The 17,092-nt window shown below is 70.4% G+C and carries 16 protein-coding genes and 1 pseudogene; 15 read left to right on the forward strand and 2 right to left on the reverse strand.

The genetic code is table 11. From position 1 onward, the window contains the following. From VF330_RS20900 to VF330_RS20915, 4 genes and pseudogenes are all read left to right on the forward strand, one after another. Positions 1–209 (forward strand): annotated as a pseudogene (locus VF330_RS20900) (MarR family transcriptional regulator); the annotation flags it as partial. Positions 210–504: 295 nt separating this feature from the next. Beyond that, the gene (locus VF330_RS20905) at positions 505–963 is read left to right on the forward strand and encodes a hypothetical protein (RefSeq protein WP_330853318.1); all 459 of its coding nucleotides are present in this window, start codon (positions 505–507) and stop codon (positions 961–963) included. 2 nt (positions 964–965) lie between these two features. Next, positions 966–1,451 carry a hypothetical protein gene (locus tag VF330_RS20910; RefSeq protein WP_330853319.1) on the forward strand — a complete coding sequence of 162 codons (486 nt, stop codon included), beginning with the start codon at positions 966–968 and terminating at the stop codon, positions 1,449–1,451. After that, positions 1,438–1,752, forward strand: a complete 315-nt coding sequence (locus VF330_RS20915; RefSeq protein WP_330853320.1) for a transcriptional regulator — start codon at positions 1,438–1,440, stop codon at positions 1,750–1,752. The genes VF330_RS20910 and VF330_RS20915 overlap by 14 nt, the downstream gene beginning before the upstream one ends. Positions 1,753–1,761: 9 nt before the next feature. Here the strand turns inward: VF330_RS20915 and VF330_RS20920 are convergent, their stop codons facing one another. Continuing rightward, a complete protein-coding gene (locus VF330_RS20920) occupies positions 1,762–3,903 on the reverse strand; it encodes a DEAD/DEAH box helicase (protein ID WP_330853321.1) in 2,142 nt (713 codons plus the stop codon). A gap of 161 nt (positions 3,904–4,064) precedes the next feature. On the opposite strand from VF330_RS20920, the gene VF330_RS20925 reads away from it, so the two are divergent. From VF330_RS20925 to VF330_RS20960, 8 genes are all read left to right on the forward strand, one after another. Next, a complete protein-coding gene (locus tag VF330_RS20925) occupies positions 4,065–6,077 on the forward strand; it encodes an ATP-dependent Clp protease ATP-binding subunit (RefSeq protein ID WP_330853322.1) in 2,013 nt (670 codons plus the stop codon). 183 nt (positions 6,078–6,260) lie between these two features. After that, entirely contained in the window at positions 6,261–7,094 is an 834-nt protein-coding gene (locus tag VF330_RS20930; protein WP_330853323.1) for a hypothetical protein, read from the forward strand. A gap of 12 nt (positions 7,095–7,106) precedes the next feature. After that, positions 7,107–7,430, forward strand: a complete 324-nt coding sequence (locus VF330_RS20935; RefSeq protein ID WP_330853324.1) for a hypothetical protein — start codon at positions 7,107–7,109, stop codon at positions 7,428–7,430. Beyond that, positions 7,427–7,927 carry a hypothetical protein gene (locus tag VF330_RS20940; protein ID WP_330853325.1) on the forward strand — a complete coding sequence of 167 codons (501 nt, stop codon included), beginning with the start codon at positions 7,427–7,429 and terminating at the stop codon, positions 7,925–7,927. The genes VF330_RS20935 and VF330_RS20940 overlap by 4 nt, the downstream gene beginning before the upstream one ends. Then, positions 7,920–8,420, forward strand: coding sequence for a hypothetical protein (locus VF330_RS20945; protein WP_330853326.1), 501 nt, complete (start codon positions 7,920–7,922; stop codon positions 8,418–8,420). Before VF330_RS20940 ends, VF330_RS20945 begins: the two co-directional genes overlap by 8 nt. Continuing rightward, complete coding sequence (locus VF330_RS20950; RefSeq protein ID WP_330853327.1) at positions 8,417–8,863, forward strand: hypothetical protein; 447 nt, start codon at positions 8,417–8,419, stop codon at positions 8,861–8,863. The genes VF330_RS20945 and VF330_RS20950 overlap by 4 nt, the downstream gene beginning before the upstream one ends. Before the next feature lie 166 nt (positions 8,864–9,029). Then, the gene (locus VF330_RS20955) at positions 9,030–10,139 is read left to right on the forward strand and encodes an NAD(P)/FAD-dependent oxidoreductase (protein ID WP_330853328.1); all 1,110 of its coding nucleotides are present in this window, start codon (positions 9,030–9,032) and stop codon (positions 10,137–10,139) included. Then, the gene (locus tag VF330_RS20960; RefSeq protein ID WP_330853329.1) at positions 10,046–10,729 is read left to right on the forward strand and encodes a hypothetical protein; all 684 of its coding nucleotides are present in this window, start codon (positions 10,046–10,048) and stop codon (positions 10,727–10,729) included. Before VF330_RS20955 ends, VF330_RS20960 begins: the two co-directional genes overlap by 94 nt. 19 nt (positions 10,730–10,748) lie before the next feature. Here the strand turns inward: VF330_RS20960 and VF330_RS20965 are convergent, their stop codons facing one another. Next, entirely contained in the window at positions 10,749–12,470 is a 1,722-nt protein-coding gene (locus tag VF330_RS20965; RefSeq protein ID WP_330853330.1) for an alpha/beta fold hydrolase, read from the reverse strand. 373 nt (positions 12,471–12,843) lie between these two features. Here VF330_RS20965 and VF330_RS20970 point away from each other — a divergent pair, with 373 nt between their 5' ends. From VF330_RS20970 to VF330_RS20980, 3 genes are all read left to right on the forward strand, one after another. Continuing rightward, positions 12,844–14,523, forward strand: coding sequence for an RICIN domain-containing protein (locus VF330_RS20970; RefSeq protein ID WP_330853331.1), 1,680 nt, complete (start codon positions 12,844–12,846; stop codon positions 14,521–14,523). A 180-nt stretch (positions 14,524–14,703) separates the two neighbouring features. Beyond that, on the forward strand, positions 14,704–16,065 hold the full coding sequence (locus tag VF330_RS20975; protein WP_330853332.1) for a glycoside hydrolase family 43 protein: 1,362 nt from the start codon (positions 14,704–14,706) through the stop codon (positions 16,063–16,065). 11 nt (positions 16,066–16,076) lie between these two features. Further along, positions 16,077–17,092, forward strand: a 1,016-nt coding sequence (locus tag VF330_RS20980; protein ID WP_330853333.1) for a glycoside hydrolase family 43 protein, incomplete at its 3' end; no start/stop codon positions are given.

A 17,092-nucleotide genomic window follows, 5' to 3' on the forward strand; every position in this document is an offset into this window, starting at 1 on the left:
TGGAGAACCGCGGCTTCGTGCGCCGGGTCGAGTCGGGGGCCGCCGGCCGCCGCACCGGGCTCCGCCTCACCCCGACTGGACGGCGCACCGCGGAGGGTGCCGTGCTGCGTCATGGCGACAACATCCGTCGCCACTTCCTCGACCGGCTCTCTGCCGACCAGGCCGCCACGTTGCGGGCGTGGAGCAGTCAGATGGCCGGCCGCGACTAGCGTCAGCCGGTACCCGTTTTCAGGAATCGGTCAGACGCGTCCGATGTGTGTCAGCAGACGCCACCACTGGTCGTCGTCAGCGCAGAAACTGAGCTCCCTCGACGCTCTTGTGGTCGCACAGCACGACTTGCCCGAAGCACGGGCCGTCGCTGAGGCGGAGCAACTCAAGGTAGTCCGCGGGAGCGTCCGTTCCACAAGCGCCCAACGGGCACCAGCCGTCACGCCACCCACTTGCCTGAGTGGAATGTGTCGGTGTACTTTCTCCTCAGGCAAGTACTTTCCCAAGGAGGATGAGATGGCGCACACGGACCTGCAGCCAGCACGAACTCCGACGCGACCGCAGGTGGAGGGCCTGCCGGTGTGGTACTTCGTCCTCGCCGGTGCGCTGGTGGCGAGCTACGACATCAGCCAGCAGTTCAGCGCGGCCCACCCCGCGGTCGCACTCCTGCCCCTGGCGCTCGCCGCGGCGCACATCGCGCTGTGGTTCACGGTCCTCTCGCGCCGCCGCGAGTTCATCCGGTCGGTGTGGCGCTCGAAGCAGGCGCGTCTGCTGGCCGTGCTGCTGTTCGCCGTGCGGCTGGGGCTCCAGTTCGTCCTGACGAAGGCGCTGGACGAGGCGGCGCCGCTGCACAGCTACGCGCACCTGGTGATGGGGCTCGTGCTCATGGTCCTGACCACGGCGGGCGCCTGGTTTGACCAGTGGCTGATCCTGCGCACCCTGCGCAAGGACGAGAACCAGACGGAGGCGAACTGACCATGACCGAACCGACGCCCGAAGAGGCGGCAGCGGCGCTGCACACCGTCCGCCAGGGCAAGGACCAGGTGGTCAGGTCCGCGGTCGGGTCGCGGTGGCTGTGGATCGGCAGCGGTCTGGCGCTCTTCGCCTACTGCGTGGCCATCGACCTCGTGCCCGCCGTGCGGGACTGGCTCCTCTGGCCGTTCCTGCTCGTCTGCCTCGCCGTGTCGTTCGGGTTGCGCACGCGGGCGGGCGGCACGCTCCTCGGGCGGCGCGTCGCCGTGTCGAACCGCAGCCTGTCGGTCGGGCCCGGGTGGCGGCTGCTGCGGATGGTGCCGGTTCTCGCGATCGGGATCGTCGGCGCGTTGCTGATCGCGTGGCTGCGGGTGCCGCACGCCACCATCTACTATGGTGCGCTGGCCTCGCTCTACGTGATGTTCCTCGGGCCGAGGTTCCAGCTGTGGTTGTTGCGCAGGCAGGACGAGGTGAGTGGTGGCCGAGCTTGACCAGCTCCTGCTGGACCCGACGCGACTGGCCATCGTCTCGCTGCTGACCGCGGCGGAGTGGGCCGAGTTCGGGTTCGTCCGGGACTCGGTGGGGCTCTCCGACTCCGCACTGTCCAAACAGGTCACGACGTTGTCCAGGAGCGAGTACGTCGAGGTCCGCAAGGGCTACGTCAACAAGCGGCCGCGGACGTGGCTCAACCTCACCGAATCCGGCCGTGCGGCGCTGAGCGCGCACATCTCGGCGTTGCAGGCAATCGCCGAGAGGGCACGGGCGGACGGCGCGAGCCACCCCCGCGGCTAGAGCCCCGGGCTAGAGCCCCAGGCGTTGCTGCTCGGCCTGCACCACACGCTGCTCCACCGACACCGCCGAGTCCAGCGCACTGGCGTGGGAGTGCTTCGTGTCGCTCTCGCGGGCGTAGTGGTCGAACAGCAGGGTCTTGTGGTCGCGGATCTCCTGCACGCGGGCGTCCACGCTGTCCTTGACCAGCAACCGGTGCACGTGCACCTTGCGGACCTGGCCCATGCGGTGGCACCGGGCGATGGCCTGGTCCTCGGTGCTCGGCTTCCACTGCGGCTCGGTGATGATCACCACGGACGCGGCCTGGATGTTGAGGCCCACGCCGCCCGCCTCGATCTGGGCCACCAGCACCGCGTGGTCCTCGGCCGCCGTGAAGTCGTCCACCAGCCGCTGGCGGGCCTCCGCCGACGTCGCGCCGGTCAGCGGGCCGAAGACGCCGACGTGGTTCGCGACCGCGTCCAGCACGTCGTGGAAGTACGAGAACACCACGACCTTCCAGCCGTTGTCCCGCGACTCCTCGACGATCTCCAGCAGCCGCGCCAGCTTCGCCGAACCGGTGGGCGTGCCCGGCGCGTAGGCGGCGCGGCGCATCGCCATCAGGTTGCCCTCGCGCACCGCGTCGAAGTAGGCACCGCGGTCCTGCTTGCCGAACTCGACCCAGTCCTCCACCTCCAGCAGCTCCGGCAGCTCCCCCAGCACGTCCTCCTGGTTGCGCCGCAGGTAGACCGGGGCGACGACGCGGCGGAACGCCTTCGCCCCCACCACGGCGTCGGTGGCGCCCGTGCGGGCCGCGACGCTCGGCTGGAGGTAGGCGACCAGGTTGCGGAACTCCTCGACGCGGTTCTCCATCGGCGTGCCGGTGAGCAGCACGGCCCGTTCCGCGCGCTGCACGATCTTGTTGACGGCCTGGGAGCGTTGCGTGTCCGGGTTCTTCACGTAGTGCGCCTCGTCGACCACGACCAGCGTCGGGCGGAACCTCTTGGGCAGCACCAGTTTCGGCAGCGTGCCGAACGTCGTCACGCCGACGCCGCCCTGCGCCAGCCACTCGCCGACCGCGTCGTCGCGGCCCGCGCCGTGCATCCGGTGCGGCACGAGGTCGCTGTGCCGGGCGATCTCGTTGACCCAGTTGACGACGACGCTCGCCGGGCAGACCACCAGGAAGCCGCGCCGCCCGCCGGCGGCGAGGCTCGCCATCACCGCGACGGCCTCGATCGTCTTGCCCAGCCCCATCTCGTCGCCGATGATCACGCGCTTGCGGGCCAGCGCGAACTTGGCCCCGAACACCTGGTAGCCGCGCAGCGACACCTTCAGCAGGCTCGTGTCGAGCGGGGTCGCGTCGACCTCGTGCTCGATCTCGGCGGGGACGAACCCGTGGGCGGCGCTGCGGTCGGGAACGGCGCCCGCACCGGTGAGGTCGGCGAGCACGGTGTTGTAGGCGGCCGCGTCGAGCTCGTAGTCGCGCCACAGCGCGCGGTGGTCGAGGTCCGGCACGCGCAGCTGCTTGCCGACCGCGCGCAACGCCGCCGCGTCGCGGCTGGCGAGCAGCGCCTCGATCCGGCCGAGCGAGTCGAGGGCGGACTGCCGCTTCTTCCGCGAGGAGAAGAACATCCGCAGCCGGCTCCACGCGCGGGTGGCGGCGCGCACGTCGGCGTCGACCCTGCCCAGGACGTCCCCGAGCGCCTCCCCCAGCGGGCCGACGAGCTGGTTCGCCCTGCGCAGCTTGGAGATCAGCTGGAGCAGCTCGGTCTGGGCGCGGTCGGCGCGGTCGGGGTTCAGCCGGACGGTCGTGTCCCGCGTGATGCCGTCGACGACGGCCCGGGCGGCCCGCACGATCTGCTCCGCGGACTGACGGCCGACGCCGGGCACGCCGTCGAGCTGTTCGGGCCGCGCGCGGGCGACGTCGGCGACGGTCCGGTACCCGGCGTCCTTCAGCGTGCTGAGCCGCAGGTTCGGCCCGGTGTCGCGGAGCCTGTCCACCGGCGTGGTCCTGAGCTGCTCGGCCACCAGCGAGTCCCGCACCGCCCGGTACTGCGCGGCGGCGAGCGCCAGCAGCCGTTCCGGTTCCGCGCGCACCCCGGCCGCTTCGGCGCGGAACGCCTCCGCGGCGGCCAGCAGTGCGCGAGCAGGCTTACCGACCATCGACGAGGCGTCCACCCGTGTCCTTTCGTCAGGCGGTCCGCAGAGTACCCAGACCGGACCCGCTTTCAGACGTCGGAGCCGGGATGCGCCGACCGGGGGGTGTCCGGTCTGTGCTCGCCTCCAGCGCGGGGGAAGATCGGAGGAGGGGTTCCCCGGCCAGGTGGAGGTGGCGAGCCGTGAGCGGTGACGACTGGGTGTTCGGCTTCGGGTCCAACTCGTGGGAGGACCTCGTCGGCAAGCTGTTCGGCGGCCTCGGCGGGCCCCCGTCCGCGACGAGGCGCACCGACCACTACGGGCGCGACCTCACCGCCGCGGCGCGCGACGGCCTGCTCGACCCGGTGATCGGCCGCGACGACGTGGTCGACGAGGTGCTCGAGGTGTTGTCCAGGCGCACCAAGAACAACCCCGTCCTGGTCGGCGATCCCGGGGTGGGCAAGACCGCGATCGTCGAGGGCATCGCGGCGCGGATCGCGAACGGCGACGTGCCCGCCACGCTCAGCGGGCGGCGGCTGGTCTCGCTGGACCTCGCGGGCATGGTGGCCGGGGCGAAGTACCGGGGCGAGTTCGAGGAACGGCTCGGGGGCGTGGCCGAGGAGGTGGCCGCGTCGGACCGGATGGTGGTGCTGTTCATCGACGAACTGCACACCGTCGTGGGCGCGGGCAGCGCCGAGGACTCGCCGATGGACGCCGCGAACATCCTCAAGCCCCTGCTCACGTCCGGGCGGCTGCAGGTGATCGGGGCGACGACGGCCGAGGACTACCGCCGCCACATCGCGAAGGACGCCGCGTTCGAGCGGCGGTTCCAGCCCGTGCACGTCGCCGAGCCCTCCCCCGCCGAGACGATCACCATCCTCCGCGGCCTGCGCGAGCGGTACGAGAAGCACCACGGGGTGCGGATCACCGACGAGGCGGTCGTGTCCGCGGTCGAGCTGTCGGCCCGCTACGTCACCGACCGGTTCCTGCCGGACAAGGCGGTCGACCTGGTGGACCGCGCGGCGGCGCGCGTCCGGTTGCGGGACAAGGCCCCGATGCCCCCGGACGCCACGGGGCTCGAACAGCGGGTGAGCCGGCTGGAACGGGAGCAGGACGCCGCCGGGGCCGAGGACGTGCCGTTCCTGCGGGACGAGCTGCGCCGCGCGGTCGCGGAGCTGGAGGCCGCCCGTGCCGCGCTGGCCGCCGCGCCGCGGGTCGGGCCGAACGACGTCGCCGAGGTCGTGTCGCGCAGCACGGGCATCCCGGTCGCGCAGCTCACCGAGGCCGAACGGCACCGGTTGCTGCACCTGGAGGACCACCTGCACCAGCGGATCGTCGGGCAGGACGAGGCGGTCGAGGCGGTGGCCGACGCGGTCCGCCAGGGCAGGGCGGGCCTCAAGCACCCGAACCGGCCCATCGGCTCGTTCCTGTTCCTCGGACCGACCGGGGTGGGCAAGACCGAGGTCGCGCGGGCGCTGGCGGAGGCGCTCTTCGGCTCGCCGGACCGGCTGATCCGGTTCGACATGAGCGAGTTCGGGCAGCAGCACACCGTCTCGCGGCTGATCGGCGCGCCGCCGGGGTACGTCGGCTACGAGGACGCGGGCCAGCTCACCGGGGCGGTCCGGCGCGTGCCGTACTCGGTGCTGCTGCTGGACGAGATCGAGAAGGCGCACTCCGACGTCTTCAACACCCTGCTGCAGGTGCTCGACGCGGGCAGGCTCACCGACTCCCAGGGCCGCACCGCCGACTTCGCCAACACCGTGATCATCATGACCAGCAACATCGGTGCCGACCAGCTGCTCGCCGCGGCCACCTCGGGCGTCGAGGTGGAGCAGCTGCGCGGACCGCTGATGGCCGCCGTCCGCCGGTCCTTCCGGCCGGAGTTCGTCAACCGGATCGACGAGATCATCCTGTTCCGCGGCCTCGACCGCGCCCAGCTGCGGCAGATCACCGCGCTGCTGCTCGACCGCACCCGGCAGCGGCTGCGCGAGCAGGGCATCACGCTGGAGGTGGACGACCTGGCCGTCGACTGGCTCGCGGCCAGGGGACACGAACCCGAGCACGGCGCCCGGCCGTTGCGCCGCACCATCGCCAAGGAGCTCGACCGGCGGCTGTCCCGCGCACTGCTCGCCGGTGAGCTGCGGAGCGGCCAGCACGTCGTCGTGACGGTCGTCGACGAGGGCTTGGCGCTGACCGTCACCGACGCCCCCGGCTGAGCGCTGCACGGACGTGGATTTCGCGCGCTCTTTTTCGACGGCGGAGTATTCTACCGATTTCATTTAATCAGTGACTGATACATTTGCTCTCCGTATCAAATGGTTCATTCGTCGGCGTGGAATCATCCATTCGCGCCGTCAATCGCAATCATGTCGCTACTCTCCGAATCAGGGAGGTAGTTCATGGTTGAGGGGGAAACTGCGGCCGATGGCGAGGATTACGACGCCCGGCTCGCCGAGCAACACCGCCGGCTCGCGCTGGCGAGAGCGGGGTACACACCGCCCGCGCCGGAGCCGTACGAGCTCGAGGACTCGGTCGGCACGGCTCCCGGTGTGCGGGTCGTGGCGCGCAACCGCCGCATCTGGTCCGTGGAGATCGACCCCAGCATGATCGGGCACCCGCCCGCTTCGGTGTCGGAGTGGGTGATGGAGGCCGTCAACGCCGCGCTGACGCAGTCGTTGACCGACACGCCCGGTGCCGGTGACCCCGGGCCGGACCTCGCCGCGCTGGGTCAGCAGCTGGCGGACTTCACCCGGCAGGGCGGCGAGACGCTGCTGCGGATCCAGGGCCTGCTCGAGGAGTCGATGGCGAAGACGGGCATCAAGGGCGACAGCACGCCCCAGTACGTCGACTACCTGTTCCAGGACGCGATGAACGTCGTGAGCTCCGCGCACGCCTGGCTGGCGGTCGACCCGCCGCCGATGGTCGTCGGCGAGGGCAGCGACGAGGCGAACGAGGTCAACGCCGCCGTCGCGAGCGGCCGGCTGTACTCGCTGCAGCTGACGCTCGTCGCGGTGCAGTTCTCGCCCGCGGAGCTCGCGCAGGCGCTGACCCTGGCGATCAACACCGCGATCGACGAATGGGAGCGCCAGGCGGCCGCCGCCGACCGGCCCGCGCTGGACGTGGCGACGTTGCAGCAGATCAGCGACCAGGCCGAGAAGGTTCGCGCGCAGAGCATGCAGCACCTGCGCGACTACACGACGAACCTCACCTCGATCATGCGCACCATCGACTAGGGAGTGGACACGATGTCCGGGATGCAAGTGAACGCCGAGATGATCGGCGGGTCCGCGCAACAGATCCTGGGGACCGGCGACTCCCTGACGGGGGACATCGCCGCGTTCCGCAGCCAGGTCGACGCGCTGTCCGGCGCGTTCGGCGGAGACGAGCTCGGCTCGGCGCTGGGCACGATCTACCAGATGGTCTCCGAGGCCGCGTTCGAGTCGTTCGAGGACAACGCCGACGGCCTCGCCGAGATCGGCCGCAACCTGCAGGGCATGGCCGACGACTACACGACCGTCGAGACCGCCAACCAGGGCATGTTCCAGGAGCTGACGGGAGGTCTGGGATGACCACCGGCATGATGCTGCCACCGGAGCTGTCCGGTCTGCTCAACGCGCTGGGCTTCAACTGGCCCGAGAGCGACGAGGGCAAGCTCTTCGACCTCGGCGGTCTCTGGACGGGTTTCGCCGACCGGCTCGGCCCGGCCGCGGCCACCGCCGACGGGCACGCCCAGCAGGTGCTGGGCGGCAACTCCGGCGCGGCCGTCGACGGTTTCAAGGCGTTCTGGACCGACGGCGAGTCGCCGAAGCAGAACCTCGACGACGGCGCCACCGCTTCGTCGCTGATCGGCGCGGGGCTGTACGTCTGCGCGGGTGTCGTCGTCGCCCTCAAGATCGCGGTCGTCGTGCAGCTGACGATGCTCGCCATCCAGATCGCGCAGGCGATCGCGACCGCGGTGCCGACGTTCGGCGCCTCGCTGCTGGAGATCCCCATCTTCAAGGAGATCACCTCGATCCTCCTCGACCAGGCGATCGACCTCGCCATCAGCCAGGTGCTCAATGCCTAAGGTCAAGAAGTCCAAGGCGAACAAGACCATCTCCGGCGCCGGGGTCTTCAACCCCATCGGCACGAAGCTGCGCACCGCGAAGCGCCCCGCCGGCAACAACGTCCAGCCGCTCGACGTCGACTCCTACGCCAACCTCAAGAAGCGCGAGAAGGTCGGCGACAACCTGGAGCACGACCACATCCCGTCGTCGGCCGCCCTCAAGCGCGCCGAGGAGAAGCGCCTCGGCCGCAAGCTGACCAAGCAGGAGGCCGACGCCCTGCACAACAAGGCGAACGCCATCGAGGTGCCGAAAGGCGTCCACGCCAAGAGCGACACCTTCCGCGGCAAGAACACGAAGAAGCAGATCGAGGACGACGCGGCCGACCTCAGCAAGGCCGCGAACAGGGACTACGCTACGACCCGCAAGAACCTCCTCGCGCACGGCTACTCGGCCAAGGACGTCGACGCGGCTCTCGACAAGCTGAAGGCCGAGAACCGAAAGAAGGGCATATGACCACGGTTTCCGGTGAGATCACCGTGCTGCTGGACGTGCTGGGCCACCGCCAGGGCGACAGCCGCATCCTCGACGCGATCGTCCTGGTAGGACCGAAGATGGAGGTCAGCGAGTACGACTTCGACGGGGAGAAGTCCACGTACTTCGTCTTCAAGGACGCCGGTACCGAGCTGCTCTTCGAGGACGACGTGCTGGCCTCGGTCATGGTGCGGACCCAGCCCGACCCCGAGGACGAGACCTACGGCCAGTACCCGCGTCCCGGCGCGCTGGTGGAAGGGCTTCCCGCCACCGCCACCCGCGGCGAGGTCACGGCGTTCCTGGGCACCCCGGAACGCACCGGGCCCAGCTTCGACCGGTACCAGGCCAACGGCCACTACCTGCACTTCGAGTACGGCTCGAACGACCGGGTGGCCCGGATCTCCGCGCTGCTCGAGGCGGTCTGAGCCCCGGCAGGCAGCCAGGTGGACTCACGGACGGGCCCGTCATCTCCTCGGTGGCGGGCCCGTTCCCTGTCCGCACGATGCGTGACCGGGCACCGCTCGTCCGGCCGCTATGCCGGGAGCGGGGCGCTTGAGAGCATTTCTGCGTCCGACGAAACAGGGGGATGTCGTGCGCGAAGGCACCGATGTGGTCATCCTGGGCGCCGGCATCGCCGGAACGGTCCTCGCCGCGGTGCTGGCGCGCGGCGGGGCGAGGGTCGAGGTGCTGGACGCCGGCAGGCACCCGAGGTTCGCCATCGGCGAGTCCACCATTCCGCACACCTCGACCCTGTTCCGGCTGCTCGCGGAACGCTACGACGTGCCGGAGATCAAGCACCTGGCCACGTTCCACGGCGCCCGCGCGCACGTCTCGGCCAACCACGGCATCAAGCGGGGCTTCAACTTCCACTGGCACGAGCCGGGAGCGCGGCAGGACCCGGAGCTGGCGCACCAGCTGCCGATCCCGAGCATCATGCACACCGAGACGCACTTCCTGCGCGCCGACCTCGACCACTGGGTGATGCGGGTGGCCCGCAAGTACGGCGCCGTGGTGCGCGAGGGCGTCCGCGTGACCGGTGTCGGCCTCGGCGAGTCCGGTGTCACGGTGACGACCGACGACGGCGCGACGGTGCGGGCCCGGTTCATCGTCGACGCCGGCGGGTTCCGGTCCGTGCTGGCGTCCCAGCTGGACCTGCGCGACGAGCCGTGCCGGTTCCGCCACCACTCCCGGTCGATGTTCACGCACATGGAGGGCGTGGTGCCGTGGGAACGGATCGCGGCGTGCAACCCCGGTCCGGTGCGCGGCAGCCAGTCCACCCTGCACCACGTCTTCGACGGCGGCTGGATCTGGGTGATCCCGTTCGGCAACCACCCCAGGGCGGGCAGCGACCTGGTCAGCGTCGGCATGACCGTCGACCCGCGCAAACACCCCCGCCGCGACGTGCCGGCCGGGCAGGAGTTCCGCGAGTTCATCAGCGCCTTCCGGACATCCGCGACCAGTTCGCGCACGCCCGCCCCGCCCGCGACTGGGTCGCCACCGGCCGCCTCCAGTACTCGTCGTCGCGCACGACCGGCCACCGGTGGGCGCTCGCGATGCACGCCGCCGGGTTCCTCGACCCGCTGTTCTCCCGCGGTCTGTCGTTCACCATGGACTGGGTCAACGCGTTCGCCTGGCGCCTGCTGGACGCATTGCGGGAGAACGACTTCTCCGTCGAGCGGTTCGCTCCCGTCGAACGGCTGACCCGCGAGCTGCTCGACTACAACGACGGCCTGGTCGCCAACGCGTTCACGTCGTTCAGCTCGTTCGAGCTCTGGGACGCGTGGGTGCGCATCTGGGCGCTCGGCGAACAGCTCGCGCTGTTCGAGTGCAACCGCAGCTACGCGCTCTTCCGGGCCACCCGTGATCCCGCTGTGCTGCAACGGCTGGAGAGCGTGGCACCGCACGGTTCGCTGCCGGACATTCCCGAGGTGCGGAAGTTCTTCGCTTGGGCCTACGAGCAGGCCGGTGCCGTCGCCGAGGGGCGCAAGTCGCCGCAGGAGGTGGCCGCCCTGCTGCTGAAGGGCATGGCGGACGCCAACTTCTCACCACCGGGGTTCGGCATCGTCGACCCCGCGAACCGGTTCTTCACCGCCACTCCCGCGCGGATCCCCGGCGTGCTGCGGTGGGCCGTCCGGGACGCCCCGGAGGAGATCGGGCGCAACCTCACGCACGCGATCAGGCTGTTCGCGGCGATCCGGTTGCACCCCTCCGAGTTCAGCGTCGCCGAGGAGGTGAGGCAGGTGCTGGCGCGGATCCCGGTGCTGGGCCGGGGGTGGCGCGGAGCGTCCTGACCCACCGCGGCGGCCGCGGTCAGCGCAGCGGCGCGTTGACGTCGCTGATCATCGCTCCCACCGACTCGCGCAGCGCGGGCAACGGCGCGGCCGCGGCCGTCGCCGCTTCGGCCGGTGCCGCCGGGACCGGGCCGGGCACCGGGTGGACCTCGGTCTCGTTCGGCAGCGGGAGACCGGGGCACGTGACGGCGCCCGGCCGCGAGTTGTGCAGCAGGAACACGTTCACCATGCCGTCGACGCACGGGTTGCCCTCGAAGCCGTACTGGCCGTGGAACGGGCTGTCCGCCACCGAGACGAGGCTGACGCCCGGTGCGGCGCGGACCGCCGACCTCGCCTGCTCGTACCCGGTCTGCGGGTCGAGCTCGCCCTGCACGACCAGCACCCGGCCGGCCACCTCCGCCGACAGCGACGGCAGGTCCTGGCGCGGGGCGTCGGACCAGAAGGCGCACGGCTCGCTCAGGCCGTACTGCCAGCCGAAGAGCGGGAACTGCGGACCCTGCCGGTCGGAAAGCCGCTTGTACCAGGCCTCCGAACGGGTCGGCTGGTCACCGCAGGCCACGGCGTAGCGGGTCGCCGGAAAGGCGCGGTAGTCCGCCGGGTCGTCGGCCAGCACCCGTGCCACGACGGCCGGTGTCAGCGAGGCGAACGGGACGCCGAAGACCGCGCGGGACCTCGTGTCCAGTTCCGGCGCGAGACCGGAGGTGTTCGCGGGCGAGGTGATCTCGCCGTTGGCGCCCTTCACCCCCAGCACGAACACGACCGCGCCCAGCACCCAGCGGAGGTGCGAGCCCATGCCTGTGAAGATCGCGTCGAACTGGTCGGGGCTCGTGCCGGCGTCGGCGAAGAAGCGGCGGGCGCGTTCGAAGTTCGCGGCGGCGACCTCGGGCGTGGCGCCCACGTCGTCCGGGAACTGCCTCGTCATCCACGGCAGGAAGGAGCTCTCGAACAGCCGCTGGTTGATCTGCGGCCACGCCTCGAACGCGGCCTGGAGACGTCCCTGGAAGTTCGTACTGGAGTCGAGCACGACCTTGCCCGCGCTGCGCGGGAACAGCGACGCGTACTTCGCGCCCAACCACGTTCCGTACGAGTAGCCGAGGTAGTCCAACGTGGACTCGCCGAGGAGAATCCTGATGAGCTCCATGTCGTGCGCGGTCTGCCAGGTCGTGAGGTACGGGGCGATCGCCTTGCTCTGGCACGACTCCGCGACCGCGCGCGGCAGCTTCAGGTGCTCGGCGACGCTGCCGGCGGACCGGTCGCGGGCGTCGAGGTCGGTGCGCTGCGACAGGCGGCCGGCGGGCACCTCGCACGTCTCGGGCCGCTGTTCCGGCGCGGTCCCGCCCTCCTGACCGGTGCCGCGCGGGTCCATGCCGACCACCGCGTACCGCTCGTGGAGCTGCGGCTGGACCGCGGCCAGCGCACCGGGCAGGGACGTGCCCTGGCCGCCGGGACCGCCGGGGTTGGTCAGCAGCGAACCGAGGTGCTCCCCGGACGCGGCGACGCGGCTGATCGGGACGACGAGGTCCCTGCCCGCGTCGGGAGCGGCCCAGTCCCTGGGCACGGTCACGAGGGCGCACTCGGCGGGCAGCGCGCCCGGTTGCGGGGTGAAGGCGCAGGCGCCCCAGCTGAGCTGCTGTCCGGCGTACCGGGCGAACGGGTCGGCGGCGGCACCCGCGGGCATCGCGGTGGCGGCGAGGACCAACGAGGTGATGACGGGCACCACGGCGGCGGAGGTTATGCGCACGGCGGTCCTTTCGCGACAGGGATCCGGGCGCCACCCATCCGACCAGCCGGCTCGACGCGGTGTCCACGGCAGCTCGTACTTTCGGCCAGGGTCGGGTTGTCCCCGCCGCACCAGGGCTGTTTCCGGCCGGAATGCGCACGGCAGTTCACGATGATGAACAACGCGATTGTTCACGAGTGTGACCAGCGAAAAACGGCCCATTCGGTTTGTGATCGACTCCACGTGCCACGACCTGGCTGTTCGACTGAATTCGACCGGCGGGGCGAGAATTCCGCCGTTGACGCCACTGGAAGAACGCTCTTAGCATCCGACGGGAATCCGCCGCGAATCTGCCGATGAATTCCATTCACCGGTGTCGAGAAGTGGAGTCCTCATGGGCATTTCGGAGCATCGCGGGCGCTGGTCCCGGCGCCGCCGCGTCCGCGCCGGCCTGGCGTCGGGTGGTGCCGTCGTCGCGCTGGTCACCGTGCTCGCGGCGTGGCCCGGCATGGCCGCCACCGCGAACGCCGCGGGCACCTACGTGGTGAAGAACGCCGGCAGCGGCCAGTGCCTCGACGCGGGACCGAGCCCGTCGAGCGGGACGCAGCTGCGGCAACAGGCGTGCGCCGGCCAGGAGTGGGTGCTGACCGACGTGAGCGGCGGAGTGCGGATCACCTCGGGCGGCCTGTGCGTCGGTGTGCGCGACGCGTCGACCAGCGCGGGCAAGCCGGTGCAGCTGGAGACGTGCACCGGTGCGACGAGCCAGGTCTGGGCGCTGACCGCGAGCGGCACGAACCACCGGCTGGTCAACGCCAACGGCGGCAAGTGCCTCAACGTGCAGGACAACGCGACGACGCCGGGTGCGTTGGTGCAGACGAACTCCTGCGACAGCGCCGCCACCAAGCAATGGACGCTTACCCCGTCCGGCGGCCCGACCAGCACGACCACGTCCACCACCACGACGACCACGACGACCGGCACGCCGCCCGCCAACGCGCTGTACGTGTCGCCGACCGGTCGTGACGGCGCCTCCGGCACGATCTCCGACCCGACCACGCTGACGTCCGCACTCCCCCGCGTGGCCGCGGGCGGCACGATCTTCCTGCGCGGCGGCACCTACAGCCTCTCCCAGACGGTGACGATCCCGGACACCAACAACGGCACCGCGGGCGCGCGCAAGAAGCTGACGGCCTACCAGGGCGAGAAGCCGGTGCTGAACTTCTCGGCGCAGACCGAGGACCCCGCGAACCGGGGCCTGGCCGTGAACGGCTCGTACTGGCACGTGTACGGCATCGTCGTCGAACGCGCCGGTGACAACGGCATCTTCGTCGGCGGCAGCAACAACGTCTTCGAGCGCACGATCACCCGCTACAACCGCGACACCGGACTGCAGCTGTCCAGGAAGCTGTCCACCACGCCGAAGGAGCAGTGGCCGTCCTACAACCTGGTGCTCAGCGCGGAGTCGCACGACAACGCCGACTCCGACGGGGAGGACGCCGACGGGTTCGCCGCCAAGCTGACCGTCGGGCCCGGCAACGTGTTCCGCTACTCCGTGTCGCACAACAACATCGACGACGGCTGGGACCTCTACACCAAGTCCGACACCGGCCCCATCGGCGCCGTCACCATCGAGGACTCGCTGGCCTTCCAGAACGGCACCCTGAGCAACGGCGGCCAAGCCGGCAACGGCGACCGCAACGGCTTCAAGCTCGGCGGCGAGGACATCGGCGTCAACCACACGATCAGCCGCACGATCTCCTACGGCAACGGCAAGCACGGCTTCACCTACAACCGCAACCCCGGCTCCATGACGGTGTCGAACAACCTCGCCATCGACAACGGCGAGCGGAACTTCACCTTCGAGGCCGGCAGCTCGGTGTTCCGCACCAACACCTCCTGCCGCGGCGGCAGCGGGTCCAACGACAAGGTGGTCGGCAACTCCGACTCCTCCAACCAGTTCTGGTCGGGCACCAACGGATCGCGCTGCTCCGCCTACACCGGCGCCCTCGGCTGGTCGTTCGCCTCGGACGGCAAGCTGGTCGTCACCCTCGGCGGCAGGACGGTCGCGCTCTAGTCACCGGCACATCGTCGAATGCCCGTCGAACACCATTCGACGGGCATTCGACCACACCGCGATATTGTTATCGCTAACCCAGCTGCACTTGCCGACAGCATCATTGCGTTGAGCATCAGCCATGCCACATAGTGTTAACGCTCACGTCCGGTGCCTCTCAATGGTGCAAGGAGCCGGTTCATGCGTTTCTCCCTGCCGCGCGCTCTCCGCTCGTTCCGAAAGCGCGCACTGATCGTCGTCGTGGCCGCGCTGGCCGCGGCGGGTGTCGTCTCGACCGGTCCGGCGGCCTCCGCCGCCGGACCCGTGCCGCACTACCTGATGACCGCGTTCACGAACAGCAGCGAGTCGAACATGTACGTCTACGACTCGGCGAACGCGACGGGTTTCACCCAGGTGAAGGCCAACGCCTACACGCCGCCGTCCGGCCTGATCCGCGATCCCAGCGTCCTGCGGCACACCGACGGCTACTACTACATCGTCTACACGACGAACTGGACCGGCGACACGATCGGCTTCGCCCGCAGCACGGACTACGTGAACTGGACGTTCCTGCGCAACGTCCGGGTCGGGCTCAACGGCGCCACGGGCAGCACGTGGGCCCCCGAGTGGTTCAAGGACTCCGACGGCAGCGTGCACGTGGTCTTCTCCGCGTCCACGGCCGGGACGGCGGGCCAGTTCCGGCCCTACCGGATCACCGCGACCACCGCGGACCTGTCGGCGTGGAGCAGCCCGGTCGCGCTCGGCATCCCGGCCAACTACATCGACAGCTTCCTGGTCAAGGTCGGCGGCACTTACCACAACTTCCTCAAGAACGAGACGACGAAGTACGTCGAGCACGCCACCGCCACGTCGCTGACCGGGCCGTGGACGTTCGTCGGCACGGGCGACTGGGCCGACTGGGGTTCCGGCCTCGAAGGACCGGCGCTGGTGCGGCTGCCCGACGGCCGGTGGCGGATCTACTTCGACCAGTACGGCCAGCGGCGGTACTTCTACGCCGACAGCGCGAACCTCACGAGCTTCGGCGCCAAGACCGAACTGACCGGGCTGTCCGGCACCGCACGGCACTTCACGGTGCTGCGGGAGGACTCCGGCGACGGCACGGCGATCGCGACGGGCGCCCGTTCACTGCGGTCGGTCAACGTGCCGGACCGGTACGCGCGCCACCGCGACAACCTCGGCTACCTGGACCCGGTGAGCTCGTCCAGCGCGCTCTCCGCACGGCAGGACGCCACGTTCACCGTCGTGACGGGCCTGGCCAACGCGAGCTGCTACTCGTTGCGGTCGGTGAACTTCCCGGACCGCTACCTGCGGCACTACGGGTTCCGCGTCCGCCTGGACGTGAACGGCGGTGACGCGTCCTTCGCCCGTGACGCCACGTTCTGCGGCCGGGCCGGCCTCGCCGGGGGCACCTCGTTCGAGTCGTACTCGCACCCCGGCCGCTACCTGCGGCACCAGAACTACGAGCTGCGCGTCGACTGGCGCACCTCCGACTCGGCGTTCGCCGGTGACGCGTCGTTCACCGTCAGCTCACCACTGGCCTGAAAGGACAGTCGATGAAGACCGCCCTCCTCCGCCTGGCCGTGCTGGTGCTCGCGCTCGCGGCGTGGCTGCCGGTGCCGCAGGCGAGCGCGACACCCGCGGTGCGCTACACCAACCCGATCGCGGAGAAGCGCGCGGACCCGCACATCTTCAAGCACACCGACGGTTTCTACTACTTCACCGCGACGGTCCCGGAGTACGACCGGATCGTGCTGCGCCGCGCGACCACGATCCAGGGACTGGCCTCGGCGCCGGAGACGGTGATCTGGCGCAAGCACTCCAGCGGCGAGATGGCCGCGCACATCTGGGCGCCGGAGATCCACTTCATCGACGGGAAGTGGTACGTCTACTTCGCGGCGGGGCGCAGCGACGACGTCTGGCGCATCCGGATGTACGTGCTGGAGAGCTCGAGCGCCAACCCGGTGAGCGGGACGTGGACCGAACGCGGCCGCATCACGACGCCGTGGGACACCTTCTCGCTGGACGCGTCGACGTTCGTGACCAACGGCGTGCGCTACCTGACGTGGGCGCAGCAGGAGCCCGGTATCTCCACGAACTCCAACGTCTACCTCGCCCGCATGGGCGCGAACCCGTGGACGATCACCGGCACGGTCACCCGGCTCACCGTGCCGACGCTCGCCTGGGAGACGCGCGGCTACAAGGTGGCGGAGGGACCGACCGTCCTGCAGCGCAACGGGAGGATCTTCCTCACCTACTCGGCCAGCGCCACCGACGCGAACTACAGCCTCGGCATGCTGACCGCGTCCACCTCCGCGGACCTGCTCAACCCGGCCTCGTGGACCAAGAGCGCCAACCCCGTGTTCGCCACCAACGCCGCGACCGGCCAGTACGGGCCCGGCCACAACTCGTTCACGGTGTCCGAGGACGGCACGAGCGACGTGATGGTCTACCACGACCGCGGCTACCGCGACATCAGCGGCGACCCGCTCAACGACCCGAACCGCCGCACCCGCGTGCAGAAGGTCTACTTCCGGGCCGACGGCACCCCGGACTTCGGCATCCCGGTCGC

Origin of the sequence: Lentzea sp. (genome assembly GCF_036380075.1) — a bacterium.
In the GTDB taxonomy this organism is placed as follows: Bacteria; Actinomycetota; Actinomycetes; order Mycobacteriales; family Pseudonocardiaceae; genus Lentzea.